Annotated in this window: 17 protein-coding genes; 11 read left to right on the top strand and 6 right to left on the bottom strand. The window is 63.3% G+C overall.

The genetic code is table 11. The features are described from left to right. The first annotated feature begins 11 nt into the window (after nucleotides 1–11). The 3 genes from LL06_RS10410 (at nucleotide 12) to LL06_RS10420 (ending at nucleotide 6,689) form a co-directional block, all read left to right on the top strand. Entirely contained in the window at nucleotides 12–3,167 is a 3,156-nt protein-coding gene (locus LL06_RS10410) for a multidrug efflux RND transporter permease subunit (protein WP_035525807.1), read from the top strand. 235 nt (nucleotides 3,168–3,402) lie between these two features. Then, nucleotides 3,403–4,899 (top strand): MFS transporter, encoded by a 1,497-nt coding sequence (locus tag LL06_RS10415; protein WP_052161400.1) that lies wholly within the window; start codon nucleotides 3,403–3,405, stop codon nucleotides 4,897–4,899. Next, nucleotides 4,896–6,689 (top strand): ABC transporter ATP-binding protein, encoded by a 1,794-nt coding sequence (locus LL06_RS10420; RefSeq protein WP_035525810.1) that lies wholly within the window; start codon nucleotides 4,896–4,898, stop codon nucleotides 6,687–6,689. Before LL06_RS10415 ends, LL06_RS10420 begins: the two co-directional genes overlap by 4 nt. Nucleotides 6,690–6,766: 77 nt before the next feature. On the opposite strand, the gene LL06_RS10425 is transcribed toward LL06_RS10420, so the two are convergent. From LL06_RS10425 to LL06_RS10445, 5 genes are read right to left on the bottom strand one after another with little or no spacing between them, the layout of a single operon-like run. Then, nucleotides 6,767–7,258, bottom strand: a complete 492-nt coding sequence (locus tag LL06_RS10425; protein WP_035525814.1) for a MarR family winged helix-turn-helix transcriptional regulator — start codon at nucleotides 7,256–7,258, stop codon at nucleotides 6,767–6,769. Further along, nucleotides 7,255–7,773 (bottom strand): MarR family transcriptional regulator, encoded by a 519-nt coding sequence (locus LL06_RS10430; RefSeq protein ID WP_201772327.1) that lies wholly within the window; start codon nucleotides 7,771–7,773, stop codon nucleotides 7,255–7,257. Before LL06_RS10430 ends, LL06_RS10425 begins: the two co-directional genes overlap by 4 nt. 36 nt (nucleotides 7,774–7,809) lie before the next feature. Then, nucleotides 7,810–8,298: a thioesterase family protein gene (locus LL06_RS10435; RefSeq protein WP_052161401.1), complete on the bottom strand. Its 489-nt coding sequence runs from the start codon at nucleotides 8,296–8,298 to the stop codon at nucleotides 7,810–7,812. Further along, nucleotides 8,295–9,860, bottom strand: a complete 1,566-nt coding sequence (locus tag LL06_RS10440) for an indolepyruvate oxidoreductase subunit beta family protein (RefSeq protein ID WP_035525817.1) — start codon at nucleotides 9,858–9,860, stop codon at nucleotides 8,295–8,297. The genes LL06_RS10435 and LL06_RS10440 overlap by 4 nt, the downstream gene beginning before the upstream one ends. 8 nt (nucleotides 9,861–9,868) lie before the next feature. Further along, a complete protein-coding gene (locus tag LL06_RS10445) occupies nucleotides 9,869–12,022 on the bottom strand; it encodes an indolepyruvate ferredoxin oxidoreductase subunit alpha (RefSeq protein WP_035525819.1) in 2,154 nt (717 codons plus the stop codon). A gap of 195 nt (nucleotides 12,023–12,217) precedes the next feature. Between LL06_RS10445 and LL06_RS10450 the strand changes: the two genes are divergently transcribed. The 8 genes from LL06_RS10450 to LL06_RS10485 all read left to right on the top strand — a co-directional run bounded on the left by LL06_RS10450 (nucleotide 12,218) and on the right by LL06_RS10485 (nucleotide 21,124). Continuing rightward, a complete protein-coding gene (locus LL06_RS10450; RefSeq protein ID WP_210165718.1) occupies nucleotides 12,218–13,654 on the top strand; it encodes an aldehyde dehydrogenase family protein in 1,437 nt (478 codons plus the stop codon). A 24-nt stretch (nucleotides 13,655–13,678) separates the two neighbouring features. Beyond that, nucleotides 13,679–15,049, top strand: a complete 1,371-nt coding sequence (locus LL06_RS10455) for an aminotransferase class III-fold pyridoxal phosphate-dependent enzyme (RefSeq protein ID WP_052161403.1) — start codon at nucleotides 13,679–13,681, stop codon at nucleotides 15,047–15,049. 8 nt (nucleotides 15,050–15,057) lie between these two features. Then, the gene (locus LL06_RS10460; protein ID WP_035525822.1) at nucleotides 15,058–16,104 is read left to right on the top strand and encodes a carbon-nitrogen hydrolase family protein; all 1,047 of its coding nucleotides are present in this window, start codon (nucleotides 15,058–15,060) and stop codon (nucleotides 16,102–16,104) included. A gap of 15 nt (nucleotides 16,105–16,119) precedes the next feature. Continuing rightward, nucleotides 16,120–17,238: a cupin domain-containing protein gene (locus LL06_RS10465; protein ID WP_035525824.1), complete on the top strand. Its 1,119-nt coding sequence runs from the start codon at nucleotides 16,120–16,122 to the stop codon at nucleotides 17,236–17,238. A 21-nt stretch (nucleotides 17,239–17,259) separates the two neighbouring features. After that, nucleotides 17,260–18,177, top strand: coding sequence for a fumarylacetoacetate hydrolase family protein (locus tag LL06_RS10470; RefSeq protein WP_035525826.1), 918 nt, complete (start codon nucleotides 17,260–17,262; stop codon nucleotides 18,175–18,177). 1 nt (nucleotide 18,178) lies between these two features. Next, on the top strand, nucleotides 18,179–18,931 hold the full coding sequence (locus LL06_RS10475; RefSeq protein WP_035525829.1) for an Asp/Glu racemase: 753 nt from the start codon (nucleotides 18,179–18,181) through the stop codon (nucleotides 18,929–18,931). Nucleotides 18,932–19,072: 141 nt separating this feature from the next. Then, nucleotides 19,073–19,612, top strand: a complete 540-nt coding sequence (locus tag LL06_RS10480; protein ID WP_035525832.1) for a tripartite tricarboxylate transporter TctB family protein — start codon at nucleotides 19,073–19,075, stop codon at nucleotides 19,610–19,612. Between the two features lie 12 nt (nucleotides 19,613–19,624). Then, the gene (locus tag LL06_RS10485) at nucleotides 19,625–21,124 is read left to right on the top strand and encodes a tripartite tricarboxylate transporter permease (protein WP_035525835.1); all 1,500 of its coding nucleotides are present in this window, start codon (nucleotides 19,625–19,627) and stop codon (nucleotides 21,122–21,124) included. Nucleotides 21,125–21,259: 135 nt separating this feature from the next. Here LL06_RS10485 and LL06_RS10490 read toward each other — a convergent pair whose 3' ends face one another. Next, the gene (locus LL06_RS10490; protein ID WP_035525837.1) at nucleotides 21,260–22,204 is read right to left on the bottom strand and encodes a tripartite tricarboxylate transporter substrate binding protein; all 945 of its coding nucleotides are present in this window, start codon (nucleotides 22,202–22,204) and stop codon (nucleotides 21,260–21,262) included. Nucleotides 22,205–22,267 lie beyond the last annotated feature (63 nt).

Consider the following 22,267-nt stretch of genomic DNA (forward strand, 5'->3'; position numbering starts at 1 on the left):
AGGATCATCTCATGCCCCAGTTCTTCATCAACCGGCCCGTCTTCGCATGGGTCATCGCCATCTTCATCGTGCTCGCCGGCGTCATCTCGATCCCGCAACTGCCGGTGTCGCGCTTTCCCACGATCGCGCCGCCGAGCGTCAGCATCTATGCGACCTACACCGGCGCGACGCCCCAGACGATCAACGACAGCGTCGTCAGTCTCATCGAGCGCGAGCTGTCCGGCGTGAAGAACCTGCTGTACTTCGAATCAACCGCCGACACTTCGGGCAGCGCCACCATTTCCCTCACCTTCAAGCCGGGCACCAACCCGGAGATGGCGCAGGTCGAGGTTCAGAACCGGCTCAAGGCCGTCGAGCCGCGCCTTCCCGAGCCCGTCCGCCGGTCCGGCCTTTCGGTCGAATCCGCCGGATCAGGCTTTCTGATGATCGTTTCGCTCGGGTCTAAGGACGGCCGCTACGATGCCCTCGCGCTCGGCGACTACATGAGCCGCAACCTCACCGAAGAACTGAAGCGGATCCCCGGTGTCGGTCGGGTTCAGTCCTTCGGTTCGGAAAAGGCGATGCGTGTCTGGGTCGATCCGTCGAAGCTCGTTTCCTATTCGCTTTCGCTGGCTGATATCGTCCAGGCGATCCAGTCCCAGAACGCCCAGATCGCGCCGGGACGGGTGGGCGACGAACCCACGGTGAACGGCCAGAAGATAAGCATACCGCTGACGGTTCAGGGACAGTTGACGACGCCTGAAGAGTTCGCGGCGATCGTGCTGCGCGCCGGGCCGGACGGCTCGAAGCTTCTCCTGGGCGATGTCGCGCGGATCGCGATCGGTGCGCAAAGCCTGGCCTTTTCGATCCGCAGCAACGGGCAGGAAGCCACGGCTGCCGCGGTCCAGCTTGCGCCGGGAGCAAATGCCGTGCGCACGGCGGACGCGGTGCGTGCGCGGCTCGTCGAACTCTCGGCGGCAATGCCCGCGGGAATGGCCTATGACGTTTCCTATGACACGGCGCCGTTCGTCAAGATCTCGATCGAGAAGGTCGTCCACACCCTGCTCGAGGCGATGGCGCTGGTGTTTCTGGTCATGCTGCTCTTTCTGCAGAAGATCCGGTACACGCTCATCCCCGCGATCGTCGCGCCGATTGCCCTGCTTGGCACCTTCGCGGTGATGATGGCGGCCGGCTACTCGATCAACGTCCTGACCATGTTCGGCATGGTGCTGGCGATCGGCATCGTCGTCGACGATGCGATCGTGGTGGTCGAGAATGTCGAGCGCATCATGGCCGCCGAGGGCCTGCCGCCACGGCAGGCCACGCAAAAGGCCATGAAGGAAATCACGGGCGCGATCATCGGCATCACCCTGGTCCTTGCCGCCGTGTTCATTCCGATGGGTCTGGCGGGGGGATCCGTCGGCGCGATCTATCGCCAGTTCACACTGTCGATGGCGGTATCCATCCTGTTTTCGGCCTTCCTGGCGCTGAGCCTGACGCCGGCCCTGTGCGCCACGCTGCTCAGGCCGGTCGATCCGTCACACCACGAAAAGCGCGGCTTCTTCGGCTGGTTCAACCGCGGCTTCGAACGCCTGACCGCGGGATATGCCGGATGGGTGACCGCCCTGATCCGCCGCGGCGGACGCATGATGGTCCTCTACGCGGTCATTCTGGGCGCCCTCGCCTACGGCTACATGCGGGTGCCGTCCGCTTTCGTGCCCGGGGAAGACCAGGGCAATTTCATGTCGTCGTTCTCCCTTCCGGCGGACGCAACGGCGGAGCGCACGCGCAGCATCGTGGGCATGTATGACCGCCATGTCGCGTCGCGGCCAGATGTCGCCAACAACCTGTCGATCCTCGGGTTCGGCTTCTCCGGCTCGGGCCCGAACACGGCGATGTCTTTCACCACGCTCAAGGATTGGAGCGAGCGGACGACGACCATCGACGAGGAAATCGGGGCCGCGACCGCCGCAATGGCGGCCGCTCCCGAAGGCTCCGTCATGATCCTGAAGCCGCCGGCGATCGATGAACTCGGGACCACGTCGGGCTTCTCGCTGCGGCTCGAGGATCGCGCCAACAGCGGAAGTGCCGCGCTCCAGGCAGCCCAGGACCAGCTTGTCGACCTGGCGGCCAAGAGCAAACTGGTGACCGGCGTCTATCAGGAAGGCCTGCCCGCGGGACCCGGCGTTTCGCTCAAGATCGACCGGCAGAAGGCCGAGGCGCTGGGCGTACCGTTCGCCGTCATCAACGACACGCTGTCATCGGCGATCGGATCGACCTATGTCAACGATTTCCCCAATGCCGGACGACTGCAGCAGGTGATCGTGCAGGCGGATGCCGAAAGCCGCATGCAGGTGGAGGATGTGCTCAAGCTCTATGTCCGCAACACCGCCGGCGGCATGGTCGCGCTGTCCGAGGTCGTCACCCCGGTCTGGGAGGCGAGCCCGCTCCAGCTTGCGCGCTACAACGGATATCCCGCCGCGCGCATTGCCGGGGAAGCCGCGCCCGGCGTCTCCAGCGGCGACGCCATGGCGGAAATGGAGCGGCTTGCCTCGCAATTGCCGCGCGGCTTCATGATCGAATGGACGGGACAGTCCCTGCAGGAAAAACAATCGACCTCGCAGGCGCCCGTTCTGCTGGCGATCTCGATGCTGGTCGTCTTCCTGGTGCTCGCGGCGCTCTACGAAAGCTGGTCGATCCCGCTGTCGGTCATGCTCGTCGTGCCGCTTGGCATTGTGGGCGCGGTCACCGCTGTCCTGCTGCGCGGACTGGAGAACGATGTCTTCTTCAAGGTCGGCCTGATCACGATCATCGGCCTGTCGGCGAAGAACGCGATCCTGATCGTCGAGTTCGCCAAGAACCTGCAGGGCGAGGGCAAGAGCCTGCAGGAGGCGATCGTCGAGGCGGCGCGGCTGCGCCTGCGCCCGATCCTGATGACCTCGCTCGCCTTCGCGCTCGGAGTCGTCCCGCTGATGATCGCCCGCGGCGCAAGCGCGGAAACCCAGCACGCGATCGGAACCGGCGTCTTCGGCGGAATGGTCTCCGCCACCGTGCTCGCGGTGCTGTTCGTTCCGATCTTCTACGTCGTGGTGATGACGCTCTTCGGCGGGCGCCAAGCGCATGCCGCACCGCCCGCGCCGGGTTCGGCAGAGCCCCGGGTCCCGGATCACGAGACGGTGCACCGCTGATGCCACAGGAACGTCGGAAAACGCGCCGGGACGCGATTCAACCTGGCCAATCGTCAAGCGGATGGTTACGCGATCATGTGTTTGAAAGAATATCTGAATCAAGGTTCCTGACGGGCAATCTGGCAGCGGGAACCTCTCGTGTCAGGCCGCTGGCCGATGCCATGGCATCGCAGGCGCGCGCTGTTGCGCAAACAGGTACATGCGGCGGCTGCCGCAGACAATTTGGTGACTTTTTATGACCTCCAGTAACCGCTGGCTCATTCTGTCGATCGTGTCGGTCGCCCTGTTCCTCATCGTCATCGACATGACGGTGCTCTACACGGCGCTGCCGCGCCTGACCCATGATCTTGGCGCGACGGCGAACGAGAAACTGTGGATCATCAACGTCTATCCGCTGGTGATGGCGGGTCTCTTGCCAGGGCTCGGAACGCTGGGCGACAGGGTCGGGCACAAGAAGCTCTTCGTCGGCGGCCTTCTGGTCTTCGGGATCGCCTCGCTCTTTGCCGCCTATGCCTGGACGCCGTCGCTGCTGATCGCGGCGCGGGTGCCGCTGGCTATCGGCGGGGCGATGATGATGCCCGCGAGCCTCTCGATCATCCGCCTCGTCTTCACCGACGAGCGCGAACGATCTTTTGCCATCGGGATCTGGGCCGCCGTCGCCTCCGGGGGCGCCGCATTGGGTCCCATCGTCGGAGGCCTGTTGCTCGAGCATTTCTGGTGGGGATCGGTCTTCCTCATCAATGTGCCGATCGTGGCCGTTGCCTTGGCATTCGCGGTGGTCGTCATTCCGGCACTTGCCCGGAACGGAGACCGCCCCTGGGATCTGGTCGCCTCGATCCAGTTGCTGGCGGGCCTCGTCGGGATCGTCTTCGCCATCAAGGAACTGGCGAAGCCGCTGCCCTCCTACGGGAGCATCGGGCTTGCTGCTCTCGTCGGTTCGCTGGCTCTGGTCCTGTTCATCCGGCGACAGCAGCGCTCCGCCCATCCCTTGATCGATTTCAGCCTGTTCCGCAACGAGCTCTTTTCGGCAGGCGTCGCAACGGCGGTGCTGGCCTCATTCGCCATCGTCGGGGTCGAGCTGGTGGTCAGCCAGCGGCTGCAACTGGTTCTCGGGATGTCGCCGCTCGAGGCGGGACTGTCGATCCTGCCGATACCGCTGGGCGCCTTCCTGGGCAGCCCGATAACGGGCCTCCTGCTGCCGCGGTGGGGCGGGGCCGAAACCCTGTGGCGCGCCATCGAGCTGGCCGCCTTCGGGCTTGCCGGCTATCTCGTCGTGTACGACGCGGGGGTCATCCAGCAGATTGCGTGCCTTTCGGTGCTCGGCGTCGGCCTGGGGGCCGCCATGACGGCGGCATCCAGCCTGATCATGCTGTCGGCCCCGCCGGACCGGGCCGGCATGGCCGCGTCGCTCGAAGAAGTCTCCTTCGAGTTCGGCGGGATGCTCGGCATCGCCCTTCTGGGCAGTCTCATGTCCGCCGTCTACTCGGCCTCCCTGGTGCTGCCGGCTTCGTGGAAGACAGATGAGATCGCCCGCGACGGGCTCGATCAGGCGCTCATTGTCGCGGACCGGCTGCAGGGCGCGGCCGCGGACGAGCTGAGAGCCCTGGCGAGGAGCGCCTCCGACGAAGCGTTCGTGGTGGTCATCGCCGTCGCGACGGCCATCCTCTTCGTCACGGCCGCCCTCATCCGCGCCCGCGCGGTGCGGGTCCACCCCACCGGAGAGCAGCAATGACCGACGACCTCAACCGGGAAGACGACTTCTCCTATGAGGAACTGACGTCCAGGCACGTCTCCGTGCGCCGCATCCTCGGCTTGTTCCGGGCCTACCACTCCCGGCTGGCGCTGGTGTTCGTCCTGATCCTGCTGTCATCCATGGCGGGGATCGCCGCCCCTTTCCTGTTGCGTGGCATTATCGACGTCGCGCTGCCCAGCTCCAATCTTGCGCTGCTCTCGGTTCTGGCGGGCGGGCTGATCGTCCTTGCCTGCGTCAGCACGGCGATCGGCGTGCTCCAGGTGCTGATCACCACGAAGGTCGGGCAGGCGATCATGCACGACCTCAGGGTGCGCGTGTACGGGCACCTTCAATCGCTGTCGCTCGGCTTCTTCACCACGGCGCGATCCGGCGAGATCCAGTCCCGCATCGCCAGCGACATCGGCGGGCTGCAGGCGCTCGTCACCCACACGGCCAGCGAACTCACGCGCAATGTCAGCATGGTGGTGATGACCATGATCGCCATGCTGGCGCTGGAATGGCGGCTGGCCTTGTTCTCCTTCCTGGTCTTGCCGGTGGCGATCGGCATCAGCCATCGGGTGGGGAAATCGCGCGAGGCGCTCACCTACGAGCAGCAACTGCGGATCGCCGACATGTCCTCCGCGGTGCAGGAAACCCTGTCGATCTCCGGCATCATCCTGGCGCGGACCATGGGGCGGAGCGACGACCTGACCCGCCGGTTCATCCGTACGTCAAAGCGCGTCGCGGCGCTCGAGGTGCGCTCGCACACGGCCGGGCAATGGGAATGGTCGATCATCGATCTGGTGCTTCATGCGCTGCCGGCGTCGACGCTGCTGCTCGGCGGGTTTCTGATGCAGGACGGGGCGACGGCAATCACCATCGGGACCCTCGTCGCGATGATCGCGCTACAGGAACAACTGCTCTGGCCGCTGGAGGAGGTTCTGCAGTCCGGTGTCCAATTGAGGACCACCCGCGCCCTGTTCGCGCGGATCTTCGACTATCTTGACCGCCCCGCCGAGATCGTCGAGCGGACCGATCCCGTTACCCTTGACCGGAAGACCCTTCGCGGCGCCGTCCGCCTGGAGGACGTCCGTTTTTCCTACGACACGTCCCAGCAGCCGACGATCGACGGCGTCTCGATCGACATTCCGGCCGGATCGCACACGGCGATCGTCGGCGCCACGGGGTCGGGCAAGACGACGCTCGGCTATCTCCTGGCCCGCCTGTATGACGTCGATTCCGGCGCGATCCGCTACGATGGCGTCGATGTGCGAGATCTGAGCTTCCAGTCGCTGACCGAGATGCTCGGCGTGGTCACGCAGGAGCCGTATTTGTTCAATGCCTCCATCGCCGACAATCTGCGCTTCGCCAAGCCGGAGGCGACGGATGGCGAATTGATCGCCGCGGCGAAAGTCGCCCAGATCCATGCGACGATCTCGGCGCTCCCGGACGGCTACGACACGCTGGTGGGCGAACGCGGCTACCGCTTTTCCGGCGGCGAAAAGCAGCGCCTCTCCCTGGCGCGCACGATCCTGTGCAATTCCCGCGTCCTGCTGATGGACGAGGCAACAAGCGCGCTGGACACGGCCACGGAGCGGGCGATGGCGCAGGCCCTGGAAACCCTGGCCGAAGGCCGCACCACCATCACCATCGCGCATCGGCTGTCGACCGTCCGTCACGCGGACCAGATCATCGTGCTGGACAAGGGACGCGTCGTCGAGCGCGGCAGCCACGAGCAACTGCTCGCGCTCGACGGAGTCTATGCGGGACTGGTCAGAGCCACGCATTGAAGCGGCGCAGGCGGCGACGCGGCCATCGCGGCGGCGGATAGCTTTCGGATGGGCGGTGAAGATGGAATCAGTCGGCGCTAGATCTTGGTGAGGCAGATCTTGTCGGTCATCTTCTGAAGAACCCGGATGCAGATCATCAGCTCTTCCTCATCCAGATCCTCGACCAGCCGGTTATAGAGGGCATTGACCAAGGGCGCGATCTCTTTCAGTTTGGCCTTGCCGAGTTCCGTGAGCACCACAGTACGGACACGCTGGTCGCTGTCGCTTATTTCCCGTCCGACATAGCCCGCCGTCACGAGAGCCTCGATGGTTCTGCTTGTTGTCGACTGCTCGGTCACGGACAGGACCGCGAGTTCGTTGATCGTCAGTTCCTTGTAGGCGGACAATGACGACATGATTCGCATCATCGTCCCGTTCCAGCCGAGGTCGGCAAGGGCTGCGCTCTGGTCGGCGCCCCAACGGTGAGCCAGCCGGGTGATCAGATAGGGGGCGTATTGCCGGAGGCTCTCGCGGGACTTGAACGGGAAACGGTTTTTCCGCTTGGCTTTCGGCCGGTCTTGATCGGTCACGCGTTCACTTCTTCTTCAACGCCGCTTCGGGTCTTCATCGACATAGCCCTGAGCCCGGAGGTCACCGCATCGATGTCCGACAGGGATACGTTCTGCAGCTTTTCCGACACGACCTGCCTGTGCAACTTGATTGCTTCTTCAAAGACCTTGCGTCCCTTTTCGGTGAGCGATGCCCGGAAGGACCGACGGTCAGCCTTGGTCGCCAGCCTGTCCACCAGGCCGTCTTTGCGCAACCGGGACACGAGCCCGGACACATTGCCGTTGCTCACCTTCAGGCTTCTGGAGAGCTCGCCCATGGGCACGCCCTCCGGGTGTCGGTGGAGCTGTGCAAGAACATCGAACTTGGCGACGGACAGGCCGAAATGGTCATTGAGCGCCGAATTCAGGTCGCCGTAGATCAGCTTGTTGACATTCAGAACCTGAAGCCAAAAGCGCGTCTCGGCTTTCTGACGGGCAGTCAGATTGGGTTCGTCATCAAGGGGCCGCGCCGAATTCTGAATGTCTGGTGTCTGCACAGATCGCTCCGTCCTCAGGTCATCATCAGATAACGTTCATATATTCGTCTTTTCTCCATATGCTACAAGCGCCCGCCTGATGTCATCTGGTATCTGTATGGAGCCATGCGTTTCCAGGGATGTCGTCACCGTGACAAATTGACCGCGCAGTGCTTCCTCTTCGCCCTTCATGGCGTGCAACGTCAGAGCGTAGGATTTGTTGCCTATCTTGGCGAGGCGAACGAAAATCTCCAGCTCGTCCCCCATTCGGCAGGGAACGAAGAACTCCGCCGATGCACTGACATAGCCTAGACCGATTCGGCGCGCTCCCAGAATGTCGTAGTAGTCGAGCCCCAGATGCTCGCAGAACCATTGTTCAATCATGCGGTTGAAGACGTCGAAAAACTGAGGCGTGTAGACAATGCCGGCGGGATCGCATTGCCCGTGCCGGAACGTGGTCCTGGCGGACCAGAGTTCGGCCGGACGGCTGGTGAGCGGGGGCGCCGACGTTCGGGCTGCCGACTGGGCCGTGTAGGGTGCTGTCATGCTATTGTCTCTATCGTTTTGATTGTTCCGTCGAGCCCGTCCTGGGCATGATCCTTCACGGCGGAGGCCAGCAGAAGGCGCGCCCATTGGGCAGCGTCTTCGCGTTCGGCGATCCTGAGCGTCGTGCGCATGACCTTGTCGAACTTGGACAGGCCGCGAACATGGGTGTCCGAATAGCCCTTGATGAGCCTGCGGAAGCGGAGGACCTCGACCCCCAGTTCATAATTCGTCTGAAGCAACATCTTCGCGTTTTCAAGCCATTCGTCGCGATGGGTAGTCTCTTCCAGATGGCGCAATGTCAACCGGCGGATCCGCTTCATGGAGCCAACGAAATAGAGCATCAGGAACCAGTGCAGCGAGTAGGTCTTGACCCGTCGGCCCTTGTTGATCCTGCGGTCCAGCCAGCGGTACAGGGCCTTGCGTGCGATAATCCAACGCGCCAGGCCGACTGGCAAGGCGGACACGAATTCCTCCATCCGCGGGTGCATGAATTCCGTCGTCTGCAGCACATGCTTGTCTGAAACGCCCAGTTCCTGCTCGATTCGCTGGCGGCGCTTGAGGCGCGTTTTCAGGCTTGCGACCCGCATCAGGTCGTCATAGGTCATGGCGTTGGCGACATATTTGGCGGCCTGCTCGGTGAAGAGCCAGCCCTTCGCCTCGCCCCCGGCCGAGCGGTCATGGGCGTGCAGCCGGGCGAGAAGATCGAGATACTCCTCGCCATAGTCGGTATCCTGGAAATCCACGACCTTCTTGAGCCCCAGAAAGGCCATCTCGTGCGCCTCCGGCGGCAGTTCGCTCCTGAGCCGCTGCAGCAGATGGTTGGCGCGGGGCGCCGCCAGACGTTCCGGCAAAGGCGGCTTCGCCGGGACGGCTGCGGGCTCTTCCTGCCGCGCCGGGCCGGACGAGGCGCGCGCATGGGCGGCATCGAATGTCCGAATGCTGGCTTCGACACCCTTTCCGCCTTCGCGGATGACCGCATAATAGGCTTCCCGCTCGAAAGGCAGGGCGCCCGATGCCGCGAGGCTGCCGAACAGGGCCGCGGAAATCACGCTGCCGTTCTCGACGGCGATGGCGTTCATGTCGAAGATGATCTCGCGCAGGGCAGCGACGCCCACCGCGTCGGTCACGGCGGCGCTGTCGGCGATGCTGTCGCCCGGCGCCATTTTCTCCGATATGGCCAGGGACCTATGACTGGAGGCAATCAATGTGGTCCGTTCCGGCGTGACAATCCCGCGCAGGATCGATCGTCCCGCCTCCATGTATTCCGAGGCCATGACCACGTCGACATCGCCGGGTGTCGGCATCTGCGCCAGGATCGGCTGCCGGCCGGCCTCGTCGGGCGGCATCATCTCGACATAGTAGATCGTCGCGCCGGTGCGTTGCGCCACGCCCGGGACCGATGTCGATTGGGCAACCCAGCCCTGGCTTTCCGCCAGGCTGACGATCCACCCGGTCAGCACGCCGCCGCCCTGACCGCCCATGGCGACGATCGCGACGGAGATCGGGCGTTCCGTGGCAGGGGCAACGGCTTGCAGGTTCAGCTTGACGGTATCGTCCTTCATGTCCCGCCTCACGCTTCGAAGCTTGCCGCAAGGCGGTGTTGACGGTTTTGCAGGAAGCGGATCACGGGCATGGTCAGGCTGCTTTTGAGTTTGTCCCAGAAGCTGGGGTTGTGAACGATGTCGGCCTGATAGAACGACGGACAGAGAACGGCGGCGTCTGCCACCTCGCCGCAATTGCCGCAGGCGACGCAGGTGTTGTCGATGGAGGCGACCGGATCGTCGCGCAGCGGGTCTCCAAGATCCTTCACCGACAGGGACGGGCAGCCCGACAGCCGGATGCAGGCATGATCGCCGGTGCAGACGTCTTCATCGACGCCGAACCGGGCCGTCACCGTTCGCTTGCCGCCCTTGATCGCCTTGCTGATCTGCGGTTTCACCCGGCGTTGCTTGTTGAGCATGCACTCGGAAGAGGCCACGATGATCTTCGGCCCTTCCGCTTCAGTCGTCAGGGCTTCCTTGAGCACCGCGCGCATCTGGGTGACATCATAGGTGTGATCGATCTGGCGCACCCATTTGGCGCCGATGCCCTTCACCGCGTCGACGATCGTGTTGTTGGTGTTGCGGCGCTTGTTGAACGCCCGGGACGAGAGAACGTCCTGCCCGCCGGTCGCGGAAGAGTAGTAGTTGTCGACAATCAGGAAGACGCCGTCGTGCTTGTTGAAGACGGCGTTGCCGATGCCGCTGGTCAGGCCGTTGTGCCAGAAGCCGCCGTCGCCCATGATCGCGATCGAGCGCTTGTCGGCCTTCACATTGAATGCCGCCGCCGAGGCGGCCCCCAACCCGTAGCCCATGGTTGTCGCGCCGATATTGAAGGGCGGCAGGATCGAGAACAGATGGCAGCCGATGTCGGCGGAGACATGATGCTGGCCGAGTTCCTCCTCGACGAGCTTCATCGCCGCGAAGATCGGCCGCTCGGGGCAGCCGGTGCACAGTCCCGGCGGCCGCGAAGGGACGACCCCCTTGAGCTTCTGGATGACGGGGTCGGCGAGGATCGGCTGGGATTCGGGCACCGGCGGCCGGTTGCCCAGTTGCACCGGATCGAAATCCCTGAGGAAGCGGCCGATGCCATCGCTCAGCACGGCCGCGGTGTAATCGCCGCCCATCGGCAAATAGGCCTTGCCGCGGATCTTGGTCGGCGCCGACACCCGCGACAGCGCGGTGGAGATCGACTGCTCGATATATTCCGGCTGGCCCTCTTCGACGATCAGGACCGCGTCCAGGCCGTCGCAGAATTCCTCGACTTCCGAATTGATGGTAGGATAGCCGACATTCATCACATAGATCGGGATCTTGGTGTTTCCGTAGGCGTCGCTCAGGCCCAGGAACTGCAGGGCGCGGATCAGGCTGTTGTACATCCCGCCCTGGGTGATGATCCCGGTCTTCCCGGTTTTTTCGCCGAAGAATTCGTTGAGCTTGTTGTCGCGGATGAAATTGATCGCGGCCGGCATGCGGTGCTTGATCTTCTCCTGCTCATGTTCGTAAGCGGCAGGCGGCAGCACGATCCGGTCGAGATCGCGCTTCGGACTGTTGAGCGCATCCTTGAGCGTGAACTCCGGGCGCTTGTTGTCTTTGCAGACGAAGCTGCCGGTCATGTGGCAGGAGCGGACCCGCACGGCCAGCATGACCGGCGTGTTGGATGCTTCCGAAAGCTCGTAGCCCTTTTCGATCAGGTTGACGATGCATTCGTGCTCGGGCCTCGGATCCAGCAGCCACATCTGCGACTTCATCGCGAAGGCGTGGGTCCGTTCCTGCATGATGGAGGAGCCTTCGCCGTAATCCTCGCCGATGATCACCATCGCGCCGCCGGTGACGCCGCCGGAGGCGAGATTGGCGAGGGCGTCGGAGGCGACGTTGGTCCCCACCGTTGACTTCCAGGCCACGGCGCCGCGCAGCGGATACATCACCGATGCCGAGAGCATTGCCGCAGCGGTGGCTTCGCTGGCCGAACTCTGAAAAGTCACGCCGAGCTCTTCGAGAATGTCGTTGGCGTCGGCCAGGACGTCCATCAGGTGCGAGATGGGAGAGCCTTGGTAGCCGCCGACATAGGACACGCCGGCCTGGAGAAGACCCTTTGTAATGGCAAGGATTCCTTCCCCCCGGAAAATGTCGCCTTCGCCGAGACGGAGATCCTCCACCTCTTTCGCAAATGAACGTTCAGCCATGTCAGTCTCCAAAAAAATGTATGGTAATGAATAAATTTATATGTAAAATAGGTCAAGTTGTTTCGGCCCGATGAGGTCGAAAATGTTTTGGGACCCTTACGGCAAAGAGCGAAGACCATGCAGATTGCAGCTCCACAAACACCCGTCTCTCGAATTGAAAGCGCGGTCGCGGATTTCCTGAGTTCGCCGGTCAAAATGACCATCGGCAAGCACAGGCTGGGCGCGGCGGGCGGCAAGACCCTCGATGTTTTCAACCCGGCGACCGGCGAAATCATCGCTTCCGTTCCGCGTGGCGGGGTCGAGGACGTCGACAAGGCGGTGAAGGCTGCCCGGGCCGCCCTGAATGGCGAGTGGTCGTCCATGTCGCCGGTCGACCGGCAGCGGGTGATGCTGAAGATCGCGGACCTGATCGAGGCGAATGGCGAGGAGCTTGCCCAGCTCGAAACGCTCAACAACGGCAAGTCGGTGATGCTGTCGCGGCTGATCGAGGTCGGCGCCTCCGCCGATTACATGCGCTACATGGCCGGATGGGCCACCAAGATCGAAGGCTCCACGATCGACATCTCGGTTTCCGTCCCGCCGGGCACGAAGTACAATGCCTATACCCGCAAGGAGCCCGTGGGCGTTGTCGGCGCGATCACGCCGTGGAATTTTCCGTTGAACATGGCGGTCTGGAAAATCGCGCCGGCGCTTGCCTGCGGCTGCACGGTCGTGATCAAGCCGGCCGAGGAGACGCCGTTGACCACCGTCCGCCTGGTCGAGCTTTGCCTCGAGGCGGGTCTGCCGGAGGGCGTGGTCAATGTGGTGACCGGCACCGGCGAGGAAGCCGGCGCCGCCCTGACGGCCCATCCCGATGTCGACAAGCTGGCCTTCACCGGATCGACCGAAGTCGGTAAGCGCATCGGCATCCAAGCCATGCGGGACATGAAGCGGGTGACCCTGGAGCTGGGCGGCAAGGCTCCGATGATCATGTTCGATGACATGGATCTCGACCAGCTCGGCATTGCCGCGGGCGTGGGCGTGTTCTTCAATTCGGGACAGACCTGCTGCGCCGGGACGCGGGTCTACGCCCAGAAGGGCGTGTACGAAAAGGTCTGCGAGATCATGGCGCAGGTGACGCAGTCCCTGCCGATCGGATCGGGCCTCGATCCGGCCAACCAGATCAATCCGATGGTCTCCGCCAAGCACCAGGCCCATGTGTCGGCCTGCATCGCCGGCGGCATCGCCCAGGGCGCTACGCCGCTTCTGGATACGAGCCCCTATGCCGGCGCGGGCTATTTCGTCCGCCCGCAGATCTTCACCAACGTCAACCGGGACATGGCGATCATGCAGGAGGAGGTCTTCGGACCTGTCTTCACGATCACTCCGTTCGAGGATCCCGAGGACGCGGTCCGGATGGCCAACGACACGAAATACGGGCTCGGCGCCTCGATCTGGTCGACCAATATCAATACGGTGAACCGGTATGTCCCGCGGATCAAGGCGGGAACCGTGTGGGTGAACACCCACAACCTGCCGGACCAGAACATGCCCTTCGGCGGATACAAGCAGTCCGGGATCGGCAGAGAGCACGGGCGGTCCGCGCTGGACAACTATCTCGAGACCAAGTCAGTCTGTATCGCACTGGGTTAATCGTCAAAAGGGAAAGACATTAGCATGCCTGTCAGGGACGACAATTTCCTCCGCGAGCACAATGCGCGCCACCAGCTTCATCCGATGATCCATCCGCTGATCTCGGATCAGCATCCGCCGCAGATCATTGTCAAAGGTGACGGCGTGTTCGTCACCGACATCGATGGCGGCACCTATCTCGACGGCATCGGCGGGCTTTGGAATGTGAATGTCGGGCACAACCGGCCCGAGGTGAAGGCCGCCATCGTCGAGCAGATGGACAAGATCAGCTATTATTCGAGCTTCGCCGGCACCACCACCGGACCGTCGATTGCGCTGTCGGCCAAGATCATGGAACTGGCCGCCGAAGAAGACATGGTCAAGGTGCTGTTCTCGGCGAACGGCTCGGATGCGGTGGAGACCGCGCTGAAGCTGGCGCGGCAGTATTGGCATCTCGTCGGCGAGCCGGGCCGCTATAAATACATCTCGCTCAAGCAAGGCTATCACGGCGTCCATTTCGGCGGCACGTCGATCAATGGATATGTCGGCTACCGCGCCGCCTATGAGCCGCTGATGGCCGGGTGTATCCAGATCGACAGCCCGTGGACCTATCGCAATCCCTATACGGAAGATCCCGAGGAGCTTGCGGACGCGATCGTGGTTCAGCTCGAGCGCGCGATTGTCAATCAGGGGCCGGGCACGGTCGCGGCCTTCATTGCCGAGCCGGTGCAGGGCGCCGGCGGCGTCATCGTTCCGCCTGCGAGCTTCTGGCCGAAGATGCGCAAGGTTCTGGACAAATACGGCATCCTGCTGATCTCGGACGAAGTCGTCACGGGTTTCGGCCGTTCGGGATCGATGTTCGGAGCCCGCGGCTGGGGCGTCAAGCCTGACATCATGTGCCTGGCGAAAGGCATCTCCGCCGGCTACATCCCGATGGGTGCCACCGTCCTGAACAGGCGGGTCTACGAGGCCTGGACCAAGGGCGTGTCGCCGATGGGGTTCATCTTCCATGGCTACACCTCGACGGGCCATCCGCTGGGCTGCGCCGCGGCAAACGCGGTGCTCGACATCGTCGAGCGCGAGAACCTGCCCGAGAACGCCAGGATCCAGGGCGAGCGGCTGCTCAAGGGCCTTGCCGGCATCCCGTCCTGGTCTTCGCTTGCCGGAGAAGTGCGCGGCAAGGGGCTGATGGTCGGCATCGACATGGTCGCCGACAAGAAGACGCGCGAGCCCATCGATCCCGGCAAGGGCCAGGGCGAGATGATCGCCGCCTTCGCGCGCGACGAAGGGGTCATCGTCCGTCCCGCCGGCAGCAACATCATCATATCGCCGCCGCTGACGCTGCAGGCCGAGCATGTCGACCAGATCGTGGGCGCGCTCGTCACCGCGTTCAAGCGCTACGAAGACAACCGGTAGGAGCCGCCATGTTACCCGATAAGGAATTTCCCCGTTTCAAGGCGGCTGCGGTGCAGGCCAGCCCGGTCTTTCTCGATGCCGCGGCAACGGCGAGAAAGGCCGCGGACCTGATCTCCGAAGCCGCCGGCAACGGGGCCCGCCTGATTGTGTTCCCCGAGGTCTTCATCCCCGGCTATCCCTATTGGAGCTGGATCACCGATCCGGTGACCGGCAGCGCCTGGTTCGAGAAACTGGTACGGGCTTCGGTGTTCCTGCCCGGTCCGGAAATCGAGACGGTTTGCGCCGCGGCCAGGGCAAACGACGCCTATGTGGTGATCGGCGTCAACGAACGAAGCCCGATCTCGCTTGGCGCTCTCTACAACACGCTGGTGTTCATCGGCCCGGATGGCGCCATCCTCGGCAAGCATCGCAAGCTTGTCCCGACCTGGGCCGAAAAGCTCACCTGGACCGGCGGCGACGGATCCACCCTCAAGGTCTACGACACCGAGATCGGACCTCTCGGCGGGCTCGCCTGTGGCGAGAACACCAACACCCTGGCGCGGTTTTCGCTGCTTGCCCAGGGCGAGCTGGTGCATGCGGCAAGCTACATCTCGCTGCCGGTGGCCCCACCCGATTACGACATGGCCGAGGCGATCAAGCTGCGCGGGCAGTCGCACAGCTTCGAGGGCAAGGTCTTCACGATCGTCTCGACCTCGACCATCTCCGACGAGATCATCACCGAGATGGAAAAGGTGCGGCCGGACGCACGCGCGCTGCTGGAACGCAAGTCGAGCGCGTTTTCGGGGATCATCGGGCCCGATGGCCGGGTCGTGGGCGACAGCCTTATCGATGACGAGGGGATCGTGTACGCCGAGATCGATCTGGCGCGCTGCATCCAGCCCAAGCAGATGCACGACATCATCGGGCACTACAACCGCTTCGATGTCTTCCAGCTTCATCTGAATACCGCACCGCAAAGCGCCTTGGCGACAAAGCCCGCGCGACAGGAAGCCGATGGAGCGCCTGAAGGCGATCTGCCGTCGTCTGAGCCTCTTCACCTGGACAAACTCAAGTAGGGAAGGAACATTGCAATGACCAATGCTGCACACAGCGATGACGTGCTCGGGCGCGCCCGTGTTGCGGACAACGCGGAGCTGAAAGCCTATTATGACGATCTGGCACAGCTCGACACCGGCGCCCTCTGGACGGTCGCCAATTCGATTGAGCCTTGGGAGCCGACGCCGGTTTCCGATCCCGTTCTGTGGCGCAATTCGGATCTGCGCCACCAGGTGCTGCGCGCCATCGAGCTGGTCCGCCCCGAGGACGCCGGGCGGCGCGTGGTCTATCTGCGCAATCCCAAGCGCAAGGATGTCAGCGCCGCCTGCGGCTGGCTGTTCTCCGGCATCCAGGTGATGAAGCCGGGCGAGAAGGCCGGCGCGCACAAGCATGCGGCCTCCGCCTTGCGGTTCATCATGGAGGGCAAGGGCGCCTATACCATCGTCGACGGGCACAAGATGGAACTGGGCGGAAGAGACTTTGTGATCACGCCCAACGGTACCTGGCACGAACATGGAATCGCCGAGGATGGCGAGATCTGCATGTGGCAGGACGGCTTGGACATCCCGCTGACCAATGCGCTGGAAGCCAATTTCTACGCCGTGCATCCCAACGACTACCAGACGACCAATCTTCCGGTGAACGGCAGCCCGCTGACCTACGGCGCACCGGGGCTGCTGCCGCTGATGGACAAATGGGACAAGCCTTATTCGCCGCTGTTGCAGTATCGCTGGGAACCGACCTACGAGGCGCTCTTGAACTACGCAAAGGTCACCGACGGCTCGCCCTATGACGGCGTGATCATGCGCTACAGCAACCCGCATACCGGCGGCGACCCGATGCTGACCATGGGCGCCACGATGCAGCTCCTGCGTCCGTCTGAGCACACCCAGGCGCACCGCCACACCGGCAACATCATCTACCAGGTTGCCAAGGGGGAGGGCTATTCCGTCATCAACGGCAAGCGCTTCGACTGGAAGGAGAAGGACATCTTCTGCGTTCCGCCGTGGATGTGGCACGAGCACTGCAACACCGCGACGGGCGACGATGCGTGCCTTTTCTCTTTCAATGATCTTCCTACCATGAAAAAGCTCGGCTTCTACGCCGAACAGGCGCTGAACGAAAATGACGGTCATCAGATCGTCAAGCAATAACGACAGTTTGGGAATCCAGAAATGAAACTTGTAACCTATCGTGCCGCGGCAGCGGCAGAAGGACGTCTTGGTGTTGTCTGGGACGGACTGGTCATCGACGTCGAGCGCCTCGGCCACGTCGTCGGGGAAGACTTTCCGACCTCGATGCTGGACCTGATCGACCAGGGTCCGGATGCCCTGGCGGCCTTGGCCCGCGCCATCGCCGAAACCGACGGCAAGCGCCCGGCCGGCATCGCCGTGCCCGTCGAAAACGTGAAGATGCTGGCGCCCATTCCGCGCCCGCGCAAGAACATCTTCGGCATCGGCCTCAATTATGTCGAGCATGTCGCCGAATCGGCGCGGACGCTCGACACTTCCAAGGAGCTTCCGGACAAGCCGGTGGTGTTCTCGAAACCGCCGACGGCCGTCATCGCCGACGGCGAGCCGATCCAGCACAACGCCGCCATGACCCAGCAACTCGACTGGGAAGTCGAGCTGGCCGTGATCATCGGCAAGCGGGCGACCCGTATCTCCAAGGAAGACGCGATGAGCCATGTCTTCGGCTATTCGGTCATCAACGACGTTTCGGCGCGCGACAACCGGCGGGCCGGACAGTGGATCTTCTCCAAGGGGCAGGACAGCTACGCGCCGTTCGGTCCGGCGATCGTGACGGCGGATGACATAGCCGACCCGCACAATCTCGTCCTGTGGCTCAAGAAGAACGGCGAGGAAAAGCAGCGCTCGAACACCAAGTTCCTGCTGTTCGATATTCCGACCCTGATCGCCGACCTGTCTTCGGGCATGACGCTGGAGCCCGGCGATATCATTGCCACCGGAACGCCCGCGGGCGTTGGCGCCGGACGCAGTCCGCAGGAATTCATGTGGCCCGGAGACGTCATCGAATGCGGCGTCGACGGGATCGGCGTGCTGCGCAATCCCGTCGTCAAGATCGGGGACTGACATGAACCAGACCATCAAGATCGGCCAGATCGTTCCCTCGTCAAACCTGACCATGGAACGCGAAATCCCGGCCATGCTGCGCGCCCGCGAAACCATCTTTCCGGAGCGTTTTTCCTTCCATTCCTCGCGGATGCGGATGAAGAAGGTCACCCCGGAAGAGCTCAAGGCCATGGACTGCGACAGCGACCGCTGCGCCTATGAGCTTTCCGACGCCGCCGTCGACGTGATGGGCTACGCCTGTCTCGTCGCCATCATGGCCATGGGCAAGGGCTATCACAGGGAGAGCCAGGAGCGGTTGCACAAGATCACCGTCGAAAACGGCCATCCCGCACCGGTGGTCAGTTCCGCCGGGGCGCTTGTGGACAGTCTCAAGCTGATGGGGGCAAAGCGCATTTCGATCGTGGCGCCCTACATGAAGCCCCTGACCAAGCTGGTGGCCGAGTACATCGAAGCCGAAGGCGTCGAGGTCAAGGACTACATCGCGCTGGAAATCCCGGACAATCTCGAGGTCGCGGCGCAGGATCCGATGAACCTCGTGGAGATCTACAAGCGCCTGGACCTCAAGAACATCGATGCGCTGGTGCTTTCGGCCTGCGTGCAGATGCCTTCGCTGGCGGCGATCCAGCGGGTCGAGGATGAATGCGGCGTTCCGGTTCTCTCGGCCGCGGTGGCGACGACCCACCAGATGCTGGTGCGCCTGGGCCTCGAGCCCAAGGTGCCCAATTGCGGAACGCTGCTGGCCGGCAAGGCCTGATCTTGCGGACGCGCCGGGACATCGGCGCGTCCGTTCTTTTTCCGGTGCAGCAAACCGGCGCTTGACGGCAGGCGAGCGGGATGACGTTTGCCTCTGCCTCTCTGATCGGCCAACCGGAAACGAATTGAGGGAGAACAGGTGATGAGCAGGTTGAGATCCTATCTGGATGTGCTTCAACGGGAGCGCCCGCCGGGCGACCTCGTCTTCGCTCTGGGGTTCCTGGCCTTCTGCCTGTTCCTGTTCGCCAACCTCGGCGAGGAAGTCGAGTGGGTGTCGGGCATGGGGCTGGTTTCGCAACCCGCTTTCTGGCCGACGGTCTCCGTTCTCGGAATGCTGCTGTTCGCGATCCTGCATGTGTGCGGATCGCTGGTTTCGCCGAGAACGCCCGGCCGGCTGCAGGAGACGGTGTTCTGGATGCGGTCGCTGGAATATGTGGCCTATCTGCTCGTCTATGTCTGGAGCGTGCCGTTTCTCGGATACCTTCCGGCCACGGTGCTTTTCTCGCTGCTGGTCACCTTCCGGCTGGGCTATCGGAAACCCGTTGCCTATGGAGCAGCGCTGCTCTTCGCCATTTCGGTCGTGCTGATCTTCAAGTCCATTCTGCAGGTGAACATGCCGGTCGGCGAGCTGTACGAGCATCTTCCGGCCTCATTGCGCCGATTTGCCATGTCTTATCTCTAGGGGAGCAGACCGATGGAAGCTGTAATCGGCGGGATCGAGATCCTTCTCAACTGGCAGGTCCTGCTTGCCCTCTTCGTGGGCTCGGTGGGCGGCGTGATCATCGGCGCGATCCCCGGGGTGGGGGCGCCGACCGCCATCGCCATCCTGCTGCCTGCGACATTCTCGATGGAGCCGGTCGTCGGACTGACCATGCTCCTGGGCATCTACGGATCCTCCATGTATGGCGGCGCCATTCCGGCGGTGCTGCTCAACACGCCGGGAACCCCGGTCAATGCCCTGACGACCTATGACGGCTTCCCGATGACGCAACGCGGCGAAGCGCACCGGGCGTTGTCGCTGGCCTATTCGGCGAGCTTCTTCGGCGGAATTTTTGCGATTCTCTGCCTGATCCTGTTCGCGCCGGTGCTGGCGATGGTCGCGCCGAAATTCGGCAGCCGCGAAATCTTTCTGGCGGCGTTGCTGGGCATCGTGCTGGTCATCGTCGCGCACCGGGGCCAGGCCATGGCGGCGGGCATGCTGGCCTTTCTCGGCATCTTCCTGAACAGTGTCGGGCTGGAGACGGTCAAATACACCCAGCGCTTCACCTTCGATCAGGCGTGGCTGTCCTCGGGGTTCGATCTGATCGTCGTGGTGCTCGGCCTGTTCGGGATCTCACAGGCGCTGGTGCTGATGGTCGACAGCGACGCGGTTCCAAAGCCGATGACGGTGCAGGGCAATCTGTTTCGCGGATTCGCGGAGCTGTTCAGGCACAAGCGGGTTGCGTCGGTCTCGTCAGGCTTCGGGGTGGCGATGGGCATCATTCCGGGCGTCGGCGAGTTCACCGCGCAATTCCTGTCCTATACCTATGCCCGCAAGACATCGAAGCAGCCGGGAATGTTCGGCAAGGGGTCCCCGGAAGGCATCATCGCCTCCGAAGCCTCCAACAATGCCGTCCCGCCCTCGGCCATGATACCGCTGCTTGCCCTGGGCATTCCCGGCGAAGCGCTCACGGCCATGATGCTGTCGGTGTTTTATGTCCACAACGTGGTGCCGGGGCCGCAACTGTTTCGCGACCACATGGACTTCATCATGGCGCTGTACCTGTCGCTGCTGATCCTCAATGTGCTGGTCGTTATCTTCCTTCTGTTCTCGACCAATGCCCTTATCAAGGTCACCCAGGTTCCCACCCGCTTCCTCGGCATGACCATCATGGCGCTGAGCTTCGTCGGGGTTTACAGCCTGCGCAATTCCATCACCGATTGCGCCATCGCATCGGGCTTCGGCGTCTTCGGCCTGATCCTGAAGCGGCTCGGCCTGCCCGTCGTCCCGATCATCCTCGGAATGGTCCTGGGGGGCATCATGGAAGTCAAGCTGCGCGCATCCATGGCGCGCATCGACAGCCCGCTGGACTTCTTCGACCGGCCGATCTCGGTGGTGATCATTCTTGCGATCGTCTTCGTCATCGTCCAGCACCTGCGCACACTCCGCGCCGAAGGCAAACAGCCCGGCACGACTGCCGGCGACAGCGTCTGATCGGATCGGGATCGGCACCGCTTGCCCGCTCTCAGGCGAGCGTCCTTGGCTTGCGTCCCCGGACATGAAGAGCCCCCCGACCCTGCAACAGGGTCGGGGGGCTCTTGAGTTCGGCAGGTCTTCACAAGCGGCGGATCAGTTTCCGTTCATTTCCGCAATGTGGCCGAGCGTGGCCCGGTCGGTTTCGATTTCCGCCGCCGCTTGCGTCGCGTCCAGCCAGTAGATCTGGGCGCCGGTCTGGTCCGCCAGCTTCTTCGCTGCCTCGCTGGCGATGACTTCCTTGGCAACCGCGGCAATCTTCTCCCGCGCTTCCGCAGGAACTTCCTTGCGGACGAACAGCCCGTTCCAGGTGGCCAGTTTCAGTTCCGGACGCAGCTCGCCCAGGGTGGGGACATCCGGCAGGGTGGCTATACGGCTAGTGGTGAACGCCGCTAAGGGCTTGATCTCGTCCAGGCAGGGCTGGATCAATTGCAGCGTGGTGTTGATCACGTCGGCGTCGCCCGAAGCCAGCGTATTGCAGTCGAGCGCATCAAACGCCGCGTCGGCGCCCCATTTGAAGCCGAAAGCGGACTGGGCCGCCATGGTGATCTCGGTCGGGGTGGCGCCGGCGCCGAAATGCCCGACGACGACCTTGTGGTCCTGCGCATAGGCCGCGAGCTCTTCCATGGTGCTGAAGGGGGCGTCCTTGCCGGCGGCAAGGATGAAGGGATAGGTCAGGAAGATGCCGACCGGTTCGAAAGGCTGGTCGGCGAGGTCCGGGATGCCGATCATGTGGCCGATCAGCGGCACATCGAGCACGAAGGAGCCAATGGTGTACCCGTCGCCCGGCGCCTGGGCGACGCTCACCGCGCCGGGGAAGGGACCGCCGCCGCCGCCGGGCCGGTTCACGACCGCCGATGGCACGCCGTAGGTTTCCTGGAATTTGTCGGCGATCATCCGGGTCAGGATGTCCTCGAGATCCCCGGGAGGGAACGGCACGACGAATTCGACCGGCTTCTCCGGATATTCCGCCAGCGTCGTCTGGCTGCCGGCGAAGATGGCGGCAACAGCCGTGGCGGCCATCAGTGTTTTCTTTAACATTTCATTCTCCCAGTTTGGTTTGACATTGCTGTTCGCGGTGTCCGGGCCCGACCACCCTTGGTC

It is taken from the genome of Hoeflea sp. BAL378 (assembly GCF_000759435.1).
Taxonomy (GTDB): domain Bacteria; phylum Pseudomonadota; class Alphaproteobacteria; order Rhizobiales; family Rhizobiaceae; genus Hoeflea.

Bases quoted from the DNA above. Each gene is read 5' to 3' on its own strand.
- LL06_RS10410 (WP_035525807.1), top strand. From the start codon at position 12: ATGCCCCAGTTCTTCATCAACCGGCCCGTCTTCGCATGGGTCATCGCC.
- LL06_RS10415 (WP_052161400.1), top strand. From the start codon at position 3,403: ATGACCTCCAGTAACCGCTGGCTCATTCTGTCGATCGTGTCGGTCGCC.
- LL06_RS10420 (WP_035525810.1), top strand. From the start codon at position 4,896: ATGACCGACGACCTCAACCGGGAAGACGACTTCTCCTATGAGGAACTG.
- LL06_RS10435 (WP_052161401.1), bottom strand. From the start codon at position 8,298: ATGACAGCACCCTACACGGCCCAGTCGGCAGCCCGAACGTCGGCGCCC.
- LL06_RS10440 (WP_035525817.1), bottom strand. From the start codon at position 9,860: ATGAAGGACGATACCGTCAAGCTGAACCTGCAAGCCGTTGCCCCTGCC.
- LL06_RS10445 (WP_035525819.1), bottom strand. From the start codon at position 12,022: ATGGCTGAACGTTCATTTGCGAAAGAGGTGGAGGATCTCCGTCTCGGC.
- LL06_RS10450 (WP_210165718.1), top strand. From the start codon at position 12,218: ATGACCATCGGCAAGCACAGGCTGGGCGCGGCGGGCGGCAAGACCCTC.
- LL06_RS10455 (WP_052161403.1), top strand. From the start codon at position 13,679: ATGCCTGTCAGGGACGACAATTTCCTCCGCGAGCACAATGCGCGCCAC.
- LL06_RS10460 (WP_035525822.1), top strand. From the start codon at position 15,058: ATGTTACCCGATAAGGAATTTCCCCGTTTCAAGGCGGCTGCGGTGCAG.
- LL06_RS10465 (WP_035525824.1), top strand. From the start codon at position 16,120: ATGACCAATGCTGCACACAGCGATGACGTGCTCGGGCGCGCCCGTGTT.
- LL06_RS10470 (WP_035525826.1), top strand. From the start codon at position 17,260: ATGAAACTTGTAACCTATCGTGCCGCGGCAGCGGCAGAAGGACGTCTT.
- LL06_RS10475 (WP_035525829.1), top strand. From the start codon at position 18,179: ATGAACCAGACCATCAAGATCGGCCAGATCGTTCCCTCGTCAAACCTG.
- LL06_RS10480 (WP_035525832.1), top strand. From the start codon at position 19,073: ATGAGCAGGTTGAGATCCTATCTGGATGTGCTTCAACGGGAGCGCCCG.
- LL06_RS10485 (WP_035525835.1), top strand. From the start codon at position 19,625: ATGGAAGCTGTAATCGGCGGGATCGAGATCCTTCTCAACTGGCAGGTC.
- LL06_RS10490 (WP_035525837.1), bottom strand. From the start codon at position 22,204: ATGTTAAAGAAAACACTGATGGCCGCCACGGCTGTTGCCGCCATCTTC.